The following is an 18,253-nucleotide window of genomic DNA, read 5'->3' as shown; positions in this document are numbered from 1 at the left end:
GCTCTCGCACTCACTCTGTGTCTGAAGAGCAGGGAGCGTTTTACCCCCTTACCACCCTAGGCTCTCCTTGCTCTTCGACATCCCACTTTGAGAGATGCGCGCGGTCCCTATCCGCGCGCGAACATGAGGATGAAACGATGAGTTCTACCGTGAATAAGGGCAGCGACCTCCCCGCAGGGCGCACGGCTTCGACACCCAAATCCCCCTATTGTATGCCTCCGCTTCGATGCTGGCACTTCTTGTGGCGGCCCCAGTTGCAGCACAACAAGTCATCAATGACGGCGACAATGTGACTGTGACTTCAGCTGCGAATGGGGAAACCATTTCGGCAGCCGAAGGCGTGACAAGCACCGTTGACGGCGCGCCTGTTGTGGTTGTCGCGAACAACGATGTGACAGTCGACAACGCTGGTACACTGGCGACCACCGGCGTCACCCAAACGGTTCAGGTGAACCAAGGCACGACTGGCGCAACAATCAATAACACAGCAACTGGCAGCATCCTCGCGGATAGCCGCGCGGTGAACTTTGACGGCACCGATGCAGTGCTGAACAATGACGGCGTCATCCTTGGCACCGGCGATCAGCGCAATGGCACAGTCTACGCCAACCGCACCAGCAACAACATCACGATTCTCAACTCAGCGACCGGCTCAATTGACGCGGGCATGGGCAATGATGGCGCTGGCATCGCAATCGAAGTAGGCGGAGGCGGCGCTCCACGTGGCGGCGCAATCACCAACACTGGCACCATTCAGGGTCGCGGCCAAGCCTCTCCCATGGGCGGCACAGCTGGCGATGGCATACGTTTCTTTGGACCCGGCCTAGCGCCGGAATACGTCTATGAAGGCGACATCACCAACAGCGGCCTGATCAATTCAGAAAGCACACAAGGCACTGTTGCAGGCATTCGCTTTGCCAACCGCATCGGCTTTCAGGGCACGCTGACCAATGAGGCAGACGGCGTCATTTCCGGCGCGCAAAACGGCCTCTATTTCGGCAATGATGCCGATCACACAGGCGGCGTGGTCAATAACGCTGGCACGATCAGCTCAGACAGTCGCGCGCTGAACATCGACGGCACCGGACTTGTGGTAAACAACTCAGGCTCGATTGTCGGTACGGGCAACCAGCGCAACGGGACTGTTTACGCCGATAGCACCGCGCAGAACTTTGAGCTCAACAACCTTGAAGGCGGTGTCATTGACGCAGGCGAAGGCAATGAAGGCGCTGCTTTCTCAGTTGAACTCGCTTCTGCTGAAAGCGGCGGCAACAGCTTCAACATCACCAACGCCGGAACGTTCCAAGGGCGCGGCAACGCCTCTGCGGGTGCAACCACAGCTGGCGATGGCCTTCGTTTTGAGCGTACTCGCAATATGGGCGCGCTTGATGGCACGTCTGATGGTCTCTTTGTAGGTAACATCATCAACAGCGGCGTCATCGACAGCGAAGCGGCCAACGGCACTGCTGCTGGCATCCGTTTTGTGAATGGCGTGAGCTTCCAAGGCGTGCTTGAGAACTCAGGCACGATTTCTGGCATCCAAAACGGCCTATACTTCGGCAACCCAACACCAGCAGGTGGCGGTGACTTCAGCCAAGCGATCGTCAACAACTCTGGCGTGATTTCTTCGGGAAGCCGCGCTTTGAACATCGACGGCAATGGTCTGACGGTGAACAACTTGGCTGGCGGACAGATCCTTGGTCTCGGCAATCAGCGCAACGGCACCGTTTATGCAGACGGCACCGCAGACAACTTCACCTTCACCAACGCTGGCACTGTTGACGCTGGCATGGGCAATGAAGGCTCTGGCTTTGGCGCAGAGATTGGCGGCGCTGTCGATATGGCCAACACCTTTACGCTGACCAACACTGGCACCATTCAGGGCCGTGGTCAGGCTGCGGCTGGAACCAATGGCGCTGGCGACGGTGTGCGGATCGGCAATGTTGGCAATACCGGCGTGACTGATGCTGTGATCATCAACTCTGGCACGATCAATTCCGAAAGCACGCAGATGACCACAGCGGGCCTTCGCGTTGTCAACGGGATCGATTTCCAAGGTGAGATCAACAACTCGGGCACAATCTCTGGCGGCAACCACGGTATCTACCTTGGCGCTGGCGACCACACTGGAGCGACCTTCACTAACTCTGGAACACTGTCGGGCGGCGTAAATGCCTTCTTTGCTGGCAATGCTCTTTCAGCGGTGAACTTCACCAATGATGGCGGTACTCTCGTGGGTAATTTCGTGGGCACCATGGCCTTTGAAGACACGCTGGCGATCACCGGCACCGGCAACTCCATTCAGGGCAACATCCTGAACAACGTCACCGTGACCACTTCGGCAGACAGCACCACCGCTTTTGTTGGCGCGCGCATCCTGAACGGTAGCCTCACCAACAACGGTACGCTCAGCTTCGACCTTGGCGCTGATAGCCTGGCGGTTGAAGGTGACACGGTTCTTTCAGCAGGCAGCACTGTGAACATAGCCACCACTGGCGTCACCCAAGCCCAAATCGGCAGCACAATCGACGTGCTCACCGAAAACGGCACCTTCACCAATGAAGGGGCAACCATCAACGTTCTCGATGATGATTTCCTCATCGACTATGAAGTGGTCCTGGGCTCGGTCGCGGTCGCTGTGTCTGCAACTGACCTTGGTACGGTGTCCGGCGATAGCAGCATCAACAGCTTTGGCTCTGCGATCACCACGGCTGCTGCGGGCAACCGTTTGCCTGAAGGTATCTTTGGCGCGATCAACGGCCTTTCATCGGCGGCCGAGTTTGAGAGCCTTGCTCTTGACCTTCTGCCAGCGGTGAACCCTGCTGTGACCCGTGAGATCTTCGAAACCCAACGTTTCGCAAGCGCTCAGGTGCAAGATCGTTTGAGCGGCGAAGGCGTGGGCCTGTGGGGCGAAGCCTTCTACCGCGATGCCAATGCCGATGCTGAAAGCCTCAGCACACGTGGCTACGATGCAGAGGCAACCGGCTTTACCCTTGGTCTTGACGCAACGCTTGGTGAGAACACCGTTGTGGGTGTCTTTGCCAACTACTCTGACATCGACATTGATGCAGAAGGCACAACGGCTTCGGGCAGCGAAGCAGACGCCTTCCAATTCGGTGCCTATGCCGGGTTTGACCTGGGCAAAGCCTTCGTCAACGCAGAGGTGGGTTATTCAACCAGCTCAGTGGATGAGACACGCACAGCGCTTGGCTCGTTTATCACTTCGGACAGCGATGTGGACGGAGTGTTCGCAAGCCTCAACGCAGGGTACGATCTTGGCACTGACGGCATTGCCATCACGCCAACCATTGGCCTTCGTTACGCCGACCTTTCCCGTGACACTTTCACAGAAGAAGGCGGCCTTGGGCTCACGCTTGACCAAGAGGGCGCTGAGTTCCTTGAGGGCCGTGTGGGTGTCCGTGTGGCATTGAAAGCGGAAAGCGGCTTCGTTCCATTCGTAAGCGTCGATTACGCCTACGACTTCAGCAGCGATCCCCTTGCAATCGCCGGATCGTTCAATGGCGGAGCGGACAGCTTCACTGTTGTCGCTGACGAAGCCTCGGCATCACGCTTTGACCTCGCCGTTGGCGCTGACTTCATCAGCGAGGGCAACGTGTCAGTCGGAGCGGAATATCGCGGGCGCTTTGCCTCTGGATATGATGCGCACACAGGCGGTCTGCGTATCCGGTTCGCCTTCTAGGAACGGACGCCAGCCACTGGACAGGCTGGCAGCCTGAAGAGAGCCGGTCGCACCGCCCTAGCCCTTGGTCGGTCGGCTCTCTTCTTTTTTCTCATGTTTCTACCTTGGCAAAGGCCAGTGAGTTTACGCTCACCGGCCTTTGCTTATGTGAGCAAGCCTTCGCGGCGATATTTCGGGCGGCGGGTGATTGGCTGAGCATGGGCGCTCGATTGCACGGGCTGCCCCACGATCTGCGCAAAGGCGTCCTCGATGGTCCAATATTCGAAGACGAACCCACTACGCAAAGCCTCGGTGGGAAGCACCCTTTGCCCGCTCAGCAGGAGCTCCTGTGCAAAGTCACCCATAGCCGCTTTCAGCGGGCTACCGGGCACAGGGAGGATCGCAGGACGACCTAGAGCCTTGCCAAGCGCCGCAGTGAAGTGCGCATTGGTGACAGGCTCGGGCGCTACGCCATTGAGCGGCCCGCTGACTTCCTGTCGCGCAATGGCGTGGACGATCAGCCGCACCAGATCATCGCGGTGGATCCAGCTCATCCAGTGCTTCCCATCGCCAAACCGCCCGCCAAGGCCAAACTCAAACGGGGTGAGCAGCTTGGCGAGCATCCCGCCGCTGCGATCCAGCACGAGGCCAGTGCGGAGCATGACGGTGCGCACGCCGTATTCCTCAGCCTTTGCCGCAGCGCGCTCCCAAGAGACACAGACGCGGCGGGAAAAACACTCAGTGCCCTCAGAGGCCTCGGTCAAAGGCTCATTATCGCGCAGGCCATACCAGCCAATGGCAGAACCGTTGATGAGAACCTCGGGCTTGACCTCAAGCCGCTTGATCAGGCGCATCACATCATAGGTCGCACGAAGGCGCGATTTGACGATGCGGATGCGTTTCGCCTTGGTCCATGGGGTGTCCGAAATCGGCTCGCCCGCGAGGTTTACGATAGCGTCGATCCGGGCATCGTCGGGCAGTTCATCGAGGCTTTCGACACTGCGCATAGGCCCGTGCGCTGCCATTGGCTTTGTCTTGGCCTTATCGCGAATGAGCACAGTCACCTCGTGCCCCGCACCCAAAAGCGCTGCCACCAAGCGGCTGCCGATAAAGCCAGTCGCGCCAGTCACCAGAACCGATTGACGCCCCGGCAATGCGGTGGCGAGTTCGCTCGCCTCAAGCTCGGTGAGGCGCTCAGTGCGTTTGGCCGCCGCAAGGTCGCGAAGGCCTGAGACGATAACGCCAACCGCCGCGACGATGCAGAACCAACTCATCAGCCCATGGTAAGCGCTTCCCGGAGCAGTCGGCTGCCCGGCAAGGCCCCACAGCCACGGGATTAGCATTGCGAGGATCACGCCGTAATTGAGGGTCAAAAGAGTGTGAGTCACCCGCTCACTTGGCGGGAGTAGCCGTGTCCGGTCTTCCTCGACGAAATCCCACAGGGTGATGAAAAGCTCGCCCACTAGCAGCGCGATCAAGGCAATCGCCCAAGCCCCTTGCGGCTCAAACCAACCAAGGGCTACAAACATCACCGCATAGGCAAGGTTGCGCACGCCGTGCAGTGTCAGCTCCAACCGCTGCGAGGGACGCCATGCCAGTCGCTCGGTTCCCTCATGGTGATAGAGCGTATCAAACGCGCCCATCAGGATTTGTGCGACAACGAAAAACCACAGAATATCGGTCATTGGGCTTCTCCCTTTTGGGCGTCAGATTGGTCATGAAAGCGGCAGAGTTGGTGCATGACTTCGCCGAGCCATGCGTGTTTGAGCGAGAGCGCGAAGGTGAAGGCACCTCCCCCACAATCCTTGTGCTCGATGATGAGTTCACCCGGCGCGATCAGCCACGGCATCCGCAAACGTTTGCCGAAGATTTCGAAAAAATAGTGGTCGCTCACAAAGCGAATGCCGCCTTCGATTGCGCTTACATTCAAGGCGATGCCAACACCGCGCCCGAGATATTCCTCTAGACCAGTGGGCCCCTCAAAACGCTTGGCGGAGTGGATTACCTGCGGGAAGCCGCGCTTCCTTGCATACATGCGGGTCCACACCTGCCCACCGCTTGCGCCGTCTTCGGTGACGCTGACGCTCGCCGCAACGCCGCCTTCGCGTTCTAGAGGCAGCGGCGCTCCGATCACGCGGCAGGCCTGAGCAAGCAACCGGCCTGCGAAATTCATGCGGCAATATTCGACTTGGCCCACGTAAGACGCGGTCTCGCCCGCCCCCAGACGTTTGCCAAAACGCAGCTTAACACTGGCAGGAAGCGCGTCCCATCCAGGCCCATTCGTACTTGGCCCAAGAAGCTGGCGAAAACGCATATCGGCGAGCGCTGCGGGGGCGTGCTTTTGGCCCGCCCTTCCTAGCTCCTCTTTGACCATCCTTTGCATCTTACCCACCTCCTGAACGATTAGTTATTTCTGTATTGAGAGAAATCCGCACTCAAATTTTTTTATGGCTGTTCCGTTTCTTCAGGTTCCTTGCGGCCAAGGAACTTTAAGAGGCCCACGACTTTCGAACCCAGCCGAATAAGGCGCATAATCTGCTGCGGGGGCACGTGGATCATCTGGTTGTACCAGCCCTCAACAGTGTTGATGAAGTCGTGCATTCCATGCAGCCGCTCGCGCACTTCGGCGCTGATCTTGGGATCATCGATATCGGCCATGGCAGCGTTGATCGCGGCGACCATCGGGTCAATCTCGCGCTCCTTGCGCCCTTGCGCAACCTTGCTCGCCATCTGCCACATATCTGTTTCTGCAACATAATGATCGCGCCGGTCGCCCATAACGGGGACACGCATCACCAGCTTCCAATTGAGCAATTCCTTGATCGAATTCGACACATTGGAGCGCGCCATGCCGAGCTTTTCAGAAATCTCTTCAGCGGTAAGCGGACGCTCTGACAACAGAAGCAGTGCCTGGATCTGCGCAACAGAGCGATTGACACCCCACTGCCCGCCCAAATCCCCCCAGCGAAGCACGAACGCTTCGACAGCAGCGGGGAGCTTATCCGAATCGACGTTTATTTCTGTCATGACAGAAATATCTGTTAGATTGGGGTGGAAGTCAAGTGTCGTTGTTGTTGGGAGCTGATTTCCAATGAGACGGCAGGTTAGATTCTAGTATATCTTTGGTCAGTGATCGCTCAGAAACCGATCAGGACGTTCGGGACAAGAATACAGCCAGAGTATTGGAAACATCTCGCCATGAAGCTTAAACCCATTCTTGCGTCACTCTTTTTGTTGGCACCAATTGGGGGCTGCACGCCGCCTGCAATCGAAATCGCCGTTGAGAATATCGACGAAGATGTGGTTTTCACTTTCCAGAAAGCTGGTGGGCTATTTTCAGAAGATAACAGTCCAACCTGCTTAAAGCTGATCCAAGTGCTTGATGAAGAGGCAAACAAAGAAATCTGGCGTTCGGGCAGTGAGGAAAGTTATTGCCACTCAAAGCGGTCGGTGATCTTGGGCGAGCCAATCACGAGGTTTACTTTGGAGACCAATGAGCTGCCTCTAACAACCGGCAAGACATACTCCGTGTCAATTATCGCTGAAGAAGGCAGCGGACGCACAAGTTGGGTGGCCGAATAGGCGATAGAAGTGAGTAGCTAAACGCTAAGCGGGCTATGCACCGCTCGCCCCACCCCTTATCCCACCCATAATGTTCGATCAGATGCACTTCTCTGGCACGTGGCGTGACTATCAGGCGCGGGTGCTTGCCGAGATGGAGCAGCATCTGGATGATAACCGCCTGCATGTTGTCGCCGCGCCCGGGGCTGGCAAAACGGTGCTCGGCCTTGAGATTGTGCGCAGGCTTGCGCGGCCTGCTCTGGTGTTTGCGCCCAGCCTTGCTATTCGTGACCAATGGCAAAGCCGCCTTGTGCCGCTGTTTATGCAAACGCCGCCCGCGCCTGAGACCGTCTCCAACGATCTTTCGGACCCGGCACAGCTCACGCTTTCCACCTATCAATCGCTCGATAGCTACAGGAGGGGCGATGACCTCACCGCGTTGATCGAGGCGCTTAATGGGAAGGGCGAGTTCACCCTTGTGCTCGATGAAGCGCACCATCTTCGCAAGGCCTGGTGGGAGTGCCTTAACCGGCTTGCGCACGAGCTTACCAATGTGCGCATTGTCGCGCTGACGGCGACTCCGCCTTATGATGCGAGCTTTGCCGAATGGAACCGGTATGAGCGATTGTGCGGCCCCATTGATCTGGAGATTGGCATCCCGGAATTGGTGCGCAATGGCGATCTGTGCCCGCATCAGGACCATGTTGTGTTGTCCGAGCCGACGGCGGATGCGCTCGAATTGCTGGAGGCGCGCGGGCAAGCGATCCACGCGCTGCAACAGGACCTTCGCGCTGATGACGCGCTGCTTGATTGGCTGGCGGAGCATCCATGGCTGACGGACCCAGAGGGCCATGAGGAGGACGTTTTGGACGCGCCCGAAATGCTCTCCGCTGTGCTGGTTTTGCTTGGGTCTGTAGGGCGCGAATTGCCGTCTGCGCCGCTCAAGCTCTTGGGCGTTAAAGCGGACCAATTGCCTAGTCCATCGCAGTTCTGGCTGGAGCGCCTGCTCGATGGGCTAGTGTTTCAGCACCGCGAGGCGTTTCCCCTTTCTGCCGACCGCCACAAGGCGCTTGAGCGGCGGCTTCACCGGGCAGGTCTAATCGAGGGCAAGCGGGTGCGGCTCTCGCACACCCGCTCGGTCTTCCGCCTGCTCGCCTCATCGCTCGGCAAGATGGAGAGCATTTGCGACATCGCGCGCGCCGAGGAGGCGTCTTTGGGCGAGGCTTTGCGGATGGTGGTGCTGTCTGACCATATCCGCGCTGGCGAATTGCCACGGCGGGCGAGCGATCCGTTTGAGCCGGCAAAGCTGGGCGTGGTGCCGATCTTCGAGACCCTTCGGCGCGCCGGGATTTGCGCTGAATATCTGGCGGTGTTGACGGGCAGTCTGGTAATTATTCCTGCGAAGGCCGAAGCGGCGCTTGCCGCGGTTTGCGAAGAGCTTGGCCTGCCGCGCGGTGATATTCGCACCAAGGCAATGGAGCCCTGCCCCGCTCATCTCGAACTCGCCTGCCCCCATTCCGCAGACGCTACCCGCATTGTCACCGCGCTCTTCCAAAGGGGGCATATCCGCATTCTTGTGGGCACACAGTCGCTGCTGGGACAGGGGTGGGATGCGCCGGTATTGAATTCGCTGGTGCTGGCGAGCAATACGGCGTCTTTCGTACTGTCGAACCAGATGCGCGGGCGGGCCATTCGGATTAATCCTGAGGACGCGCACAAAGTCTCCAACATCTGGCATTTGGCGACGATTGAGCCCGGCGGAGAAGCTTTGCCCCAAGCCATCGCGGCCTCGCTCGATTGGGGCGCTCTGAATGACAGCGGCACCGCTGGCCTCACCGATATTGGCACCGTGGCAAGGCGTTTCCGCGCCTTTGAGTGCATCGCAAACGGATCATCGGACCTCATCGAAAGCGGGCTTGGGAGGCTCGGCCTGGACCCGGTTTTAAGCGCCGAGGACCAAAACGCCGCCACCTTTGCGATTGCCAAAGACCGCGCTGGCACAGCCTCCAAATGGGAAGCATCGCTCGGAGAAGGCGAGGCGCGCTCTAGGGTTCGCGAGACCGCCACGCCCAATTACGCCCCGCGTAGCCTCGCCTGGAAAGACACGCTCCACGCCCTCGCCTGGACCGCGAGCGGGAGCGCCGGAATGGCGTTTAGCGAAGGGGTGCTGGGCGCTTCATCCCTCCAAGGGTTGGGTGTACTCGCACTTGGTGCAGCCGGGGTCGCAACGCTCGCAAGCCTTCCCAGCCTCGTCAAAGCAACCCGCCTTTTGTGGCGCAATGGCTCGCTTGAGGGGAGCCTCGAACAAGTCGGGCGCGCGATTTTGGAGTGCCTTTTCTATTTCGGATACATCAGCGCAGACGACCTCCAAAACGCCGAGCTCGAGATTTATTCCAGCATGGATGGGCGCAAGGACGTGATCGTCAAAGGGGTGAGCCGCGCCGCCGAACGCCAGACCATGATCGCCATGGCTGAGGTGCTAGGACCGGTGCAAAACCCGCGCTACTTGCTGGTGCGCAAGTCATGGTTGGGATCGATAGCGCGCGAAGACTACCACGCGGTGCCTGCAAGCCTTGGGGGCCGCAAAGAGGTGGCCGAGATGTTCGCCAAACTGTGGAACGCGAAAGTCGGCTCCTCCAAGCTCATCTTCACCCGCAGCGCGGAAGGGCGGCGCTTGCTCCTGCGGGCGAGGATGAGGTCATTCGCAGCAGGCTTCCAACGCTCGGTTGATCGCCGCTCGGCTTGGCTGTGATGGGGCAGTTTTGAGTGTTGGATTCCGCAAGAGGCCACCGACAATGAGTTCGCGACCAAGGGGCGGTTCTGGTATAGCGCGTCTCAGACAAGTGCCGGGTTCGCTTGGAGAGGTAACCGCAGGCGTGGCTGCCAGAGCTGGACATGTGTTACTACAAAGCCTGTCCTGAGCGCCTGCCTTGGCAGGCAGTCGAAGGGCCCGCATCTACTCGCCAACGCTCGGACGCTTCCTCCAAACCGACCCCATCGGATATGCGGACCAGTACAACCTCTACGCCTATGTCGGAAATGACCCTATCAATATGCTGGATTTCAACGGGGAGCAGATGCGCGGTGTGGTGCCAGCGCCCAAGGCCGTTCCTATGCCCGGCTATCCAACTCCGCAAGACCAGGATGGGAATGGATTGAGCGATTGGGCAGAGGAAGGCGTGACATATGGCGAGGATGGCCACGCAGTTCGCGGGTCCTATAAGCCGCACAACGAGAAAGGTCCGGGAGGAGATGAACATGTACACGATTGGGGGCGCCCAGATGGAGGTGGACGACCTACTAAGGATGATCGTGGTCCATCAAGGCCGCATCGCGACGGTGATCCCCCGCCACCAACACGTCGAAGAAACTAATGCGAATTTTTAGCACATGAAAAATCTAGAATTTGACCGACACGGCTTCCTTTGGGAGCCAAACATTCACGACAGGTGGATCTCGAGCATTGTTTCACAAGGTACAGGTGCATTAGAAATTGCATTCTCTAATGCATCTATTGCGCCCGACATTGTCCTATCTTTTCGAGGCGTGCAAAACCTTCTTGTTCATGCGGATGGACCGCGTATTGTCACAGAGTTTTTCGTAAGCTCGCTATCGCCTTCAACTTCCGAAAGTGACATCGAAACGATCAAGAGCCTATCCGCTACAAAGCTAGTCGACTTTGTCATTGAAGATTTCAACAAGTCCCTCAATGATGACACGCTAACTTACTATGGCTTCCTATCGTTCGCGGAAGGCTTTATCGGCTTTGGTTTTGCTGAAGGTGGGGTCGGTCTTAGGCCTCACCTAACCCCCGACACATGATAAGCTCGTACATGCTGCGGGACTTTGATTAGCCAAGCACGGCGAGCCTTTTAGAGCGAATTTAGTCCCTTCTCAGTGAGGCCCCAGAATAAGGATCATAGTCCGCAGGTGGCAGCTCGGGCCTTGCGGGCTCGCTCGCCACACTTTCAGCCTAGTAGACCGCTCGCGGCGAAGGCGCCTCCCCCTGCCACATCACCGCAGAGGCAATCACCGGCGCGCCCAGCACCACAAAGCACCCCAGCAACGCTCTGCTCAAACAAGCTCTGTTGCATGGTGAGCACCTATTCCTCAATGTAGCCCTTCTTGGTCTTCTCAAGGATGAGCTTATTCATTGCACGCTTGGCCTTGGCTTCATCGTCATAGCTCTTGGTGTTGTTCTGCCCCTTAGTGCCACTGCGCCCATAGTTCACAACCACGTCAGTACCGCGCAGTGCAATGCGCCAGAACTTGTCTGAGCTTCCTTTCTTGAAGCGGAACGTCTGCCAATCACCCTCGGTCGGCGGGGCGACCTCGTCGGTGAGCGGCTGAGATGGCTTGGTGGTCGGCACGCTGACCTGAACCGGTGGCGGGATATCGACGAAGGGATCGTCATCACCCAACGCCGCATCGCCGTGCGCTAACGCGTCTTCGATCATTGCAATCACGCTCTCGCTGTCCTGCCGCCAAGAGTGCGAGGGCACGTCAACGATGTTCCAGCCAAAGACCCTCAGGATCGTCGGCTTAAAGACGTAGCGTTCATACACCCTGCGCGTGCCTTCAGCTGTCCCACCATCGATCATAATACCGAGCGCATAGCCCTCACCGCCTTTGGTGCGGATCGCCAGGTCACAGCGGAAGCTTGCCCCGCCAACATATTCGTCAACCGTGTGGCCCCTCGCAGCGAGTTCACTCGCAATAGCGCTGCGCAAGGGGTCTGTAGGGGGCGCTGCTGCAAAGATCGAGCGCACATTTGGATTGATCGAAGCAAGCGCTGAGCGGCCTAGCTCAGCATCGCCAACCGCCCTCGCCCGCGCAAAGGCGAGGAAGGTTCGAAGGGCCATCGCCCCGTCATTATGGGTGTTGGTGATCGCTTCTGGCTCAATTGTGGTGACCACTGCCATATGGTGGCGCGCGCGGCTGAAGATGACGTTCAAACGCTTCTCGCCACCGCGCTGATTGATCGGGCCAAAGTTCATCGCCATTTTGCCCTTCGCATTTGGCGCGTAGCAGATGGAGAGGATGATGATGTCGCGCTCATCGCCCTGTACATTCTCAAGGTTCTTGACGAAGAGCCCGTTGAACTCGCCATCATCTTCGCGCGCATACTCGTCCTCAAGGCGGGCAGCGAAGTCCTTGTCAGCGGTCGCCAAGTCCTCGAGCGCTTTCTCGATGCAACTTTGCTGAGCTTCGGAGAAAGCAACGATGCCGATGCTCTTTGCGTCCCCTTCGGTCACCAAGAGCTGCTTTACCATGCCAGCGATCAGCTGTGCCTCGGGTTGGTTGGCGCGCTCGGCGTAGACGCCGTCAGAGATCTTGTGCACACTGATAGGCCGCTCAAGCATGCGCTGTGTCGCGATACTCGCTGCGCCTTCATCATCAGAGGCCAAGGGCGTCGGTTTGTCGCCCGGAACAGGGAAAGCCTGATCGGGGATCGTCACGAGTTGGCCATCATAAAACGCAGCGTTCGAGAAACTGATCAGAGCCTCCGACCGACTGCGATAATGCCAAGCAAGCAAGGTCGCAGGCAGATGGCGCGCGGACTGAGTGAGAAGGCTGTCGGCATCAAGCATGATGTTGACCGCCTCGCCCTCATGCTCGACCTCGATCTCCATATCGCTTTCATCAATGGATGAAGCGAAGAAGCTGGTCGGAGGCAACTGCATCTCATCGCCTACCACAATCAATTGCGGCGCGCGGCATAGCGCTGGCACGCCATCCTCGACAGGAATCTGGCTCGCCTCATCAAAGATCACCACATCGAACAGGTCAGGAGTGAGCGGCAACGTGTCCGACACAGAAAGGGGGCTCATCAGCCAAATCGGCTTAAGGTCGCCGACCACCAGCCCCGTCTCTCCGCTCGCCATATCGCGGATCGAGCGATAGCGCATGGACTTGCCAAACTCATGCTCAGCCTCGCGCCGCCCTGTCGCATAGGCTTTCTTCAGAGCTTTGCCTTGCGCGTCTAATTGTGAGGTGGAGAGCGTCGAATGCCTAACGTTGGCGAGGAAGTCATTATGGACGCTTGCAAGGATCGAACGCGCATTGTCTTCGGCTAGGATCGAACGCGCCTTTGCACTGCGCCTTGCGAGCTGCCCCAAGCGGCCTGCATCAAAGCGCTGCAATTCGGGTTTGGTGCGGAAGGTCGCCTGCAGCGCCTCATCCACGACTAAGGCTTCCATCGCAGAGGCGCTCTCGCTGACGTTGCGAAGGACAAATCCACATGGATCGCTCACTTCATAAGTCGAGGCGATCAGCGGCAAGAGGTCTGGCAAGTCTTCCAGCCCCTCGCGCATATCGCGGATTTTCTCGGTGAGCTCGGACAGATCAAGGCGCTCTGCGTCTTGCAGAGTCTCGCTGGTCTTTTCATGCAGAGCCTCAAGTGAGGGCAGCATGGCAGCAAGTGCGGCGATGTCGGACGCGCCATCCGCTGAGGGATCAAATAGCCGTTCCACCGCCTTACCCTCGCGCCTTCTAACGGCGACCTCATCGCGCGTTTCCAGAAGCTGCGTCGGCTCATCCGTCCCAAACGCTGCGCCCAGATCAGCCTCGCAGGAGCGCATCTCGGCCTCAGCTTCGTGCCTTGCCATGAGCTTGCGCAATGCCTCGGTTATCGTGGGCCGTACGGCATGAGCAGAAAAGTCGTAGCGCGCCTCGACAGAGGCCTTCAAAGTGCGCCATGGTCCGCTCAGGAATTTGAAGAAACCGGGCTCTTTCGCCTCTGCCAGCGCCAATCCCGCAGTCGTATCATCAGCATCGAAGGGGTCAGACCAATTTGCGCTCGCATTGTCGGCGTCTGCAAGCTTGCGAGAAAGTGACTGGTGTGCAGATTGGAACTGCGCAAGCTTAACACTCGCAGGAGAATTTTCTTCAAGCAGACCCAGGTTCTCCGTGAGCTTTACCGCACGGGCGCGATCACACAACTTGGCAAGCTGGGTCAGTTGAGCGACCGATGTAATTTCGCCCTGAATGTAATCAGGCAAGTCATCATAGGCATCACTCAAACGGTCTGCGATGCTCTCGGTCGCGTCGATGAACTCCTGCGTTCGTGCGTACGCCCGCTCGTCGGTGACAACGGATTTAGAAAGCAAGGCAAAGGGCGTTTCTGAAAGGCTAGTAAGCCCAAAACTGTGGGCCGTTGATTGCTCAATTTGGCTCGCGAGTGACTTGGCCTCTTCCCATTGAGCCGGCGTCGGCAAGCGCTCGCGCAAGGAATACGGGTAATCGCCCTCAAAACCGGGCAATTCCATTTGCCTCCGGATCAATGCTCGGATCGAAGGCGCATCTTCGCCATCCATCGCTGACAAGGCCGCTTCGAACTCGGCGATTTGCTGGAAGTTGTGCTCGAAAGCCTTGACCGTGCGATCACGCGTGACGGTCAGTTGCTCCAGACCGCTCTCACGTTTGATCCAGTCTTCATAGCACTCCTTCAAATCGTGGATGAAAGGCTTTTTGTCTTCCTGACTGTCGTGGATCAGCGTCGCCAATCTCTCTAGCCCGGATTGCTTCAATCGGTTGAACACCACATCAAGCGCGGCCCGTTTTTCGCAAACGAACAGCACCCGTTTCCCGCGCGCCGCGAAATCAGCGATTAGGTTGGTGATGGTCTGGGATTTGCCAGTGCCTGGCGGTCCCTGGATGATAAAGCTATCACCGCTGCGCGCCATTGCAACGGCTGCGTCTTGCGTTGCATCAGAGGGAACGACATTCCATTGATCTTTCGCCGCAAGCGCCTCTGGCATCGGCGTCTCCACATCGCGCGGTGCGATGGAGAACACCCTGTCGAATGACGGCTGCTCACCCTCGCCTTCGACGAGTTCGCTGTAGTCCCGCACGAGCGACATTTTGCGATAGTTGAAATGCGCAAGTGTCACCTGCGCGCAGTCAATATCCCAGGCAAATTTGCCCTTATCTTCCTTCTCGAGCGAATAGGCCTCGCGCTCTTTCACGCCCACCCCACTCATATAATCGGGCCGCGGGGCAGGCATCGGCAGCCCGAGCGTTTGCCGCTGAGGAAGCGGTTTTACCACAACGTGACGTTCAAAAAGCGTGCGGCCGAGCGGTTTAAAATTGCTTCGGTCGTAGCTGAAATCCGGGCGTCCAATCGCGCTCACCCGGCCTTTGCCGCGCCGCTTTTCGTACTGCCGAAGGCGCTGAACCGCCTTTTCGTGTATCAGCTTGACCGAAGGAGCTGTGGTCAGCTCCAACGTCACACCGGGCTCAGTCGCATGGATCTGCGCTTTGAGATCGGCATGGACGTCTTCAATCGAGGTTTCGGTGAGGTCCACAGAAGCAGGTAGATTGATATCGTAAAGCTGCTTCAAGTAGTGTCGCAAAGCCGGGTTAAACTCCGCCTGCGTGTCGAGAACCTGAAAGGTGTATTGATCGCGCACACCCTTCTTCTTTTTGACATCCACCGGAAGCCATAGAAGCGGTGAGTTGATCTTCTCACCCCCGCCCTCTTTGAGGTTCGTCCAATTCAGAAAAGCGACCACAAGACGAAGGTTGCTAAAACCATATTCGGCCCGGTCGCGGCGTGATTGCTGAAGGATACGGTCAAGCGATGAGGGCAGGTACACCTGATCCTCAAATCGTAGCCAACGCCCCAAAGGTTGGGGTTTGGCGGACAGCACATCCTTCGCAAACCGATTGCCCCAAGTGCAAAGCTGATCTTCGCGGATTGATTCAAGCCGCATTACCAAAGGCACACTTGCGACAGTCATATTGACGCTCGCTTGAGTGGGGCGGAAATGGATAAGCTTATTGCGGCGCGACAGATCAAACAGCCGGTCGCGCAGATGCGACAGAACAGCTGTGCGCCTGTCGGGTGCGGACGTAACACCTTCCAGCACACGGTCCGGATCAAAAGTGACGCCCTCTTCGCGGTAATTTTCAAGCCGGGTCGCAATCGCACTTAAACTGCCCAGACGGTCCCGGCGAGCAAGCGGTGTCATATTCTCAATGAGCGCGGCAACCACGGGATGAAGCCGTGAATTTATCCGAAAAAGATTGGTCCGCGCAGCCGAGAAGGTCGCGATGTCATTCTCGCTCTCAAAGTCGAGATCGCAGGCAAGCGCAGCGAGCAATTGCCCCATGCAAAACACATCGGTGCGCTCGTCATGCTGACCAATCATCGCCTCCCATGCGTTATAGCCAGAGACATATACCGGACGATCAATCTCGTCATCGGGCCCCGCTACATCCTTATCGCGCACGCTGGTGCCTTTGGTGTTGTCACGCGTGACTTCAAGGTCACCGACGATATTGAGCGAGCTATTGGCTTGCGGCTCAACCGCGCGGAGCATTTTGAGGTTGGTGGTGATCGCAAAACCATCGGGATTGGCGAGCCCCAAGGTCCCATCGGGGTTCTCAACCAAGGCGTCGGGCTTGATATCGGCCACACGCCCCTGTTCGTGAAGCGCTGCGACCTGACGCATCAAAGGCACGAACATATGAACGAGATCATTTTCCGGAATTTGGCCCGAATAACTCTCCATCGCTTTAGTCAGTCTGATGGGCTCTCGCGGCGCAGCTTGCGTGTTGTCAGGAAGATCGGCGCTCATCGGCTCATCTCCCATACGACTTTGTCCGATGCCTTCAAAATCCGATCAATCTGGGGTTTGCGCATTTTCAAAAGCGCTTTGAGATTGCCGCGATAATCGTCTTCCCAATCCAGGCTTAGCGCCAGTTTCGCACCCCTTATCAAGAGTTCCTCGGTCTGGTCCGGATCAGCGTGCGCAAGATCGAAGATGAGCGCGATAAAATAGTCCCGCACGCTCTTGTCTTCAGCGAGCGCTTTGAGCTTTTCAAGGTCAATGCGCTCCTCCTCAAGCGTCCAATCAGGGAAGAACTGTTGGATCTGTGTCACCACCATCTTGCTCGCCAAATCTGTCTCGTGGAGAAGCCGGGCAAAGAACTGGCTGGTGAGACCGCTCAACACTTCGCGATCGACCAGATCGAGTTGTCCGATGACCATGGGGCCCTTGAGCTTCGTCAGCACCCAATCATCAATCTTGGTGACCAAATCGGTATTGCGCTGACGCCACCAACGGTCGATGAAAAGCGCGCGCAGATAGACTTCAGGATGGGTCTGTTTCTTGCTGATTTCTCCTCTTGCATCAAGCTCCTCGGCCTGCTGCAGAAAGGCGGTAGGATCAGTTGTCTGGAGCCCTGTCATGACCTTCAACAACACTGCAATCGCAGGCCCCTCACCGCCTCCAGCGATGGCAGCTCCGCGATCAGCAAATACTTCAGTTGCAAGCTGATAAAGACGCGCTGTCTCGTAAAGCGAATTGTCGCCAGGCGACTGCTGCGAGGCGTCATCGATAATCTGCTGGGCGATGCGGTATCGCCTCTCGCTTTGGGTCCACAAAATGTAGTGCGAAATTTCATGGCCGAATAACGCTGTGAGTTCGACCTCAGAAAGTTTTTCCAGAACCGGCCCATACAAAACCACATGAACCTCGCCCGGGATGAAATAGAGCGCTGCATTCATCGCTCCATCGCCAGCTTGATAAAGCGTTACGGGTGCCTCCACACCAAGCTTAGCCATGGCGGTCTCGCAACAGGTGTACGCATCAGCGTGGGCCTCTTTTGAAAGCCGCACCGTTTGCTGCAAAAGCAAATCGCGTGTTTCCGCGTTCTGTTCATCTTGGAGCTTTTGGTTGGAAAACCACTCCCAAACACCAGCCTCGTTTGCATTTAGCCAAGCAGCGATAGTTTCATGAAATTTGAGCTGCACCAACATTTGATAAGTCGATCATCCCCGCAAGATTTGCATCAAGGTCACGCAAAGCGATTTGGGGCAATGTAGTAACCAATCACTAAAAAACGCCAAGCGTTATTCGCGATCAATGCTTCCGCCGCGTGATACTGTTTGGAAGCTACCAAGTGATGGGAATGGTGCGAAAAAGGGAACCACAAAACAGACCTGTGCGCTGCTAAGGGAGGCGCCAGCTCGCAATCTAAAGCCGCCGAATTACGCCGCGAACACGA

Annotated in this window: 10 protein-coding genes; 5 read left to right on the top strand and 5 right to left on the bottom strand. The window is 57.5% G+C overall.

Annotated features, from left to right (window positions below):
* Positions 1-226: 226 nt before the first annotated feature.
* The gene (locus tag AC0V61_RS09605) at positions 227-3,700 is read left to right on the top strand and encodes an autotransporter domain-containing protein (protein ID WP_486157025.1); all 3,474 of its coding nucleotides are present in this window, start codon (positions 227-229) and stop codon (positions 3,698-3,700) included.
* A gap of 143 nt (positions 3,701-3,843) precedes the next feature.
* Here AC0V61_RS09605 and AC0V61_RS09600 read toward each other — a convergent pair whose 3' ends face one another.
* From AC0V61_RS09600 to AC0V61_RS09590, 3 genes are all read right to left on the bottom strand, one after another.
* Entirely contained in the window at positions 3,844-5,364 is a 1,521-nt protein-coding gene (locus AC0V61_RS09600) for a TIGR01777 family oxidoreductase (RefSeq protein WP_486157024.1), read from the bottom strand.
* The gene (locus tag AC0V61_RS09595) at positions 5,361-6,062 is read right to left on the bottom strand and encodes a DUF4166 domain-containing protein (RefSeq protein WP_486157023.1); all 702 of its coding nucleotides are present in this window, start codon (positions 6,060-6,062) and stop codon (positions 5,361-5,363) included. Before AC0V61_RS09595 ends, AC0V61_RS09600 begins: the two co-directional genes overlap by 4 nt.
* Before the next feature lie 62 nt (positions 6,063-6,124).
* Positions 6,125-6,706 (bottom strand): GbsR/MarR family transcriptional regulator, encoded by a 582-nt coding sequence (locus tag AC0V61_RS09590; protein WP_486157022.1) that lies wholly within the window; start codon positions 6,704-6,706, stop codon positions 6,125-6,127.
* A 171-nt stretch (positions 6,707-6,877) separates the two neighbouring features.
* On the opposite strand from AC0V61_RS09590, the gene AC0V61_RS09585 reads away from it, so the two are divergent.
* The 4 genes from AC0V61_RS09585 to AC0V61_RS09570 all read left to right on the top strand — a co-directional run bounded on the left by AC0V61_RS09585 (position 6,878) and on the right by AC0V61_RS09570 (position 11,062).
* Positions 6,878-7,261 carry a hypothetical protein gene (locus AC0V61_RS09585; RefSeq protein ID WP_486157021.1) on the top strand — a complete coding sequence of 128 codons (384 nt, stop codon included), beginning with the start codon at positions 6,878-6,880 and terminating at the stop codon, positions 7,259-7,261.
* A gap of 70 nt (positions 7,262-7,331) precedes the next feature.
* On the top strand, positions 7,332-9,992 hold the full coding sequence (locus AC0V61_RS09580) for a DEAD/DEAH box helicase family protein (protein ID WP_486157020.1): 2,661 nt from the start codon (positions 7,332-7,334) through the stop codon (positions 9,990-9,992).
* A 178-nt stretch (positions 9,993-10,170) separates the two neighbouring features.
* Positions 10,171-10,614: an RHS repeat-associated core domain-containing protein gene (locus AC0V61_RS09575; protein WP_486157019.1), complete on the top strand. Its 444-nt coding sequence runs from the start codon at positions 10,171-10,173 to the stop codon at positions 10,612-10,614.
* 16 nt (positions 10,615-10,630) lie between these two features.
* Positions 10,631-11,062, top strand: coding sequence for a hypothetical protein (locus AC0V61_RS09570; protein ID WP_486157018.1), 432 nt, complete (start codon positions 10,631-10,633; stop codon positions 11,060-11,062).
* 281 nt (positions 11,063-11,343) lie between these two features.
* Here the strand turns inward: AC0V61_RS09570 and AC0V61_RS09565 are convergent, their stop codons facing one another.
* Together AC0V61_RS09565 and AC0V61_RS09560 are read right to left on the bottom strand one after the other, a co-directional pair.
* Positions 11,344-16,821, bottom strand: coding sequence for an AAA domain-containing protein (locus AC0V61_RS09565; RefSeq protein ID WP_486157017.1), 5,478 nt, complete (start codon positions 16,819-16,821; stop codon positions 11,344-11,346).
* A complete protein-coding gene (locus AC0V61_RS09560) occupies positions 16,818-18,005 on the bottom strand; it encodes a M48 family metalloprotease (RefSeq protein ID WP_486157016.1) in 1,188 nt (395 codons plus the stop codon). The genes AC0V61_RS09565 and AC0V61_RS09560 overlap by 4 nt, the downstream gene beginning before the upstream one ends.
* Positions 18,006-18,253: the final 248 nt, after the last annotated feature.

The sequence above is a fragment of the Erythrobacter sp. JB1-4 genome (assembly GCF_057365025.1).
This window is presented reverse-complemented; position numbering and strand designations above follow the sequence as displayed.

What these genes read in the sequence shown, in the direction of transcription:
- AC0V61_RS09605 (WP_486157025.1), top strand. Translation starts at nt 227, where the DNA reads ATGCTGGCACTTCTTGTGGCGGCCCCAGTTGCAGCACAACAAGTCATC.
- AC0V61_RS09580 (WP_486157020.1), top strand. Translation starts at nt 7,332, where the DNA reads ATGTTCGATCAGATGCACTTCTCTGGCACGTGGCGTGACTATCAGGCG.
- AC0V61_RS09570 (WP_486157018.1), top strand. Translation starts at nt 10,631, where the DNA reads ATGAAAAATCTAGAATTTGACCGACACGGCTTCCTTTGGGAGCCAAAC.
- AC0V61_RS09585 (WP_486157021.1), top strand. Translation starts at nt 6,878, where the DNA reads ATGAAGCTTAAACCCATTCTTGCGTCACTCTTTTTGTTGGCACCAATT.
- AC0V61_RS09590 (WP_486157022.1), bottom strand. Translation starts at nt 6,706, where the DNA reads ATGACAGAAATAAACGTCGATTCGGATAAGCTCCCCGCTGCTGTCGAA.
- AC0V61_RS09595 (WP_486157023.1), bottom strand. Translation starts at nt 6,062, where the DNA reads ATGCAAAGGATGGTCAAAGAGGAGCTAGGAAGGGCGGGCCAAAAGCAC.
- AC0V61_RS09600 (WP_486157024.1), bottom strand. Translation starts at nt 5,364, where the DNA reads ATGACCGATATTCTGTGGTTTTTCGTTGTCGCACAAATCCTGATGGGC.
- AC0V61_RS09565 (WP_486157017.1), bottom strand. Translation starts at nt 16,821, where the DNA reads ATGAGCGCCGATCTTCCTGACAACACGCAAGCTGCGCCGCGAGAGCCC.
- AC0V61_RS09560 (WP_486157016.1), bottom strand. Translation starts at nt 18,005, where the DNA reads ATGTTGGTGCAGCTCAAATTTCATGAAACTATCGCTGCTTGGCTAAAT.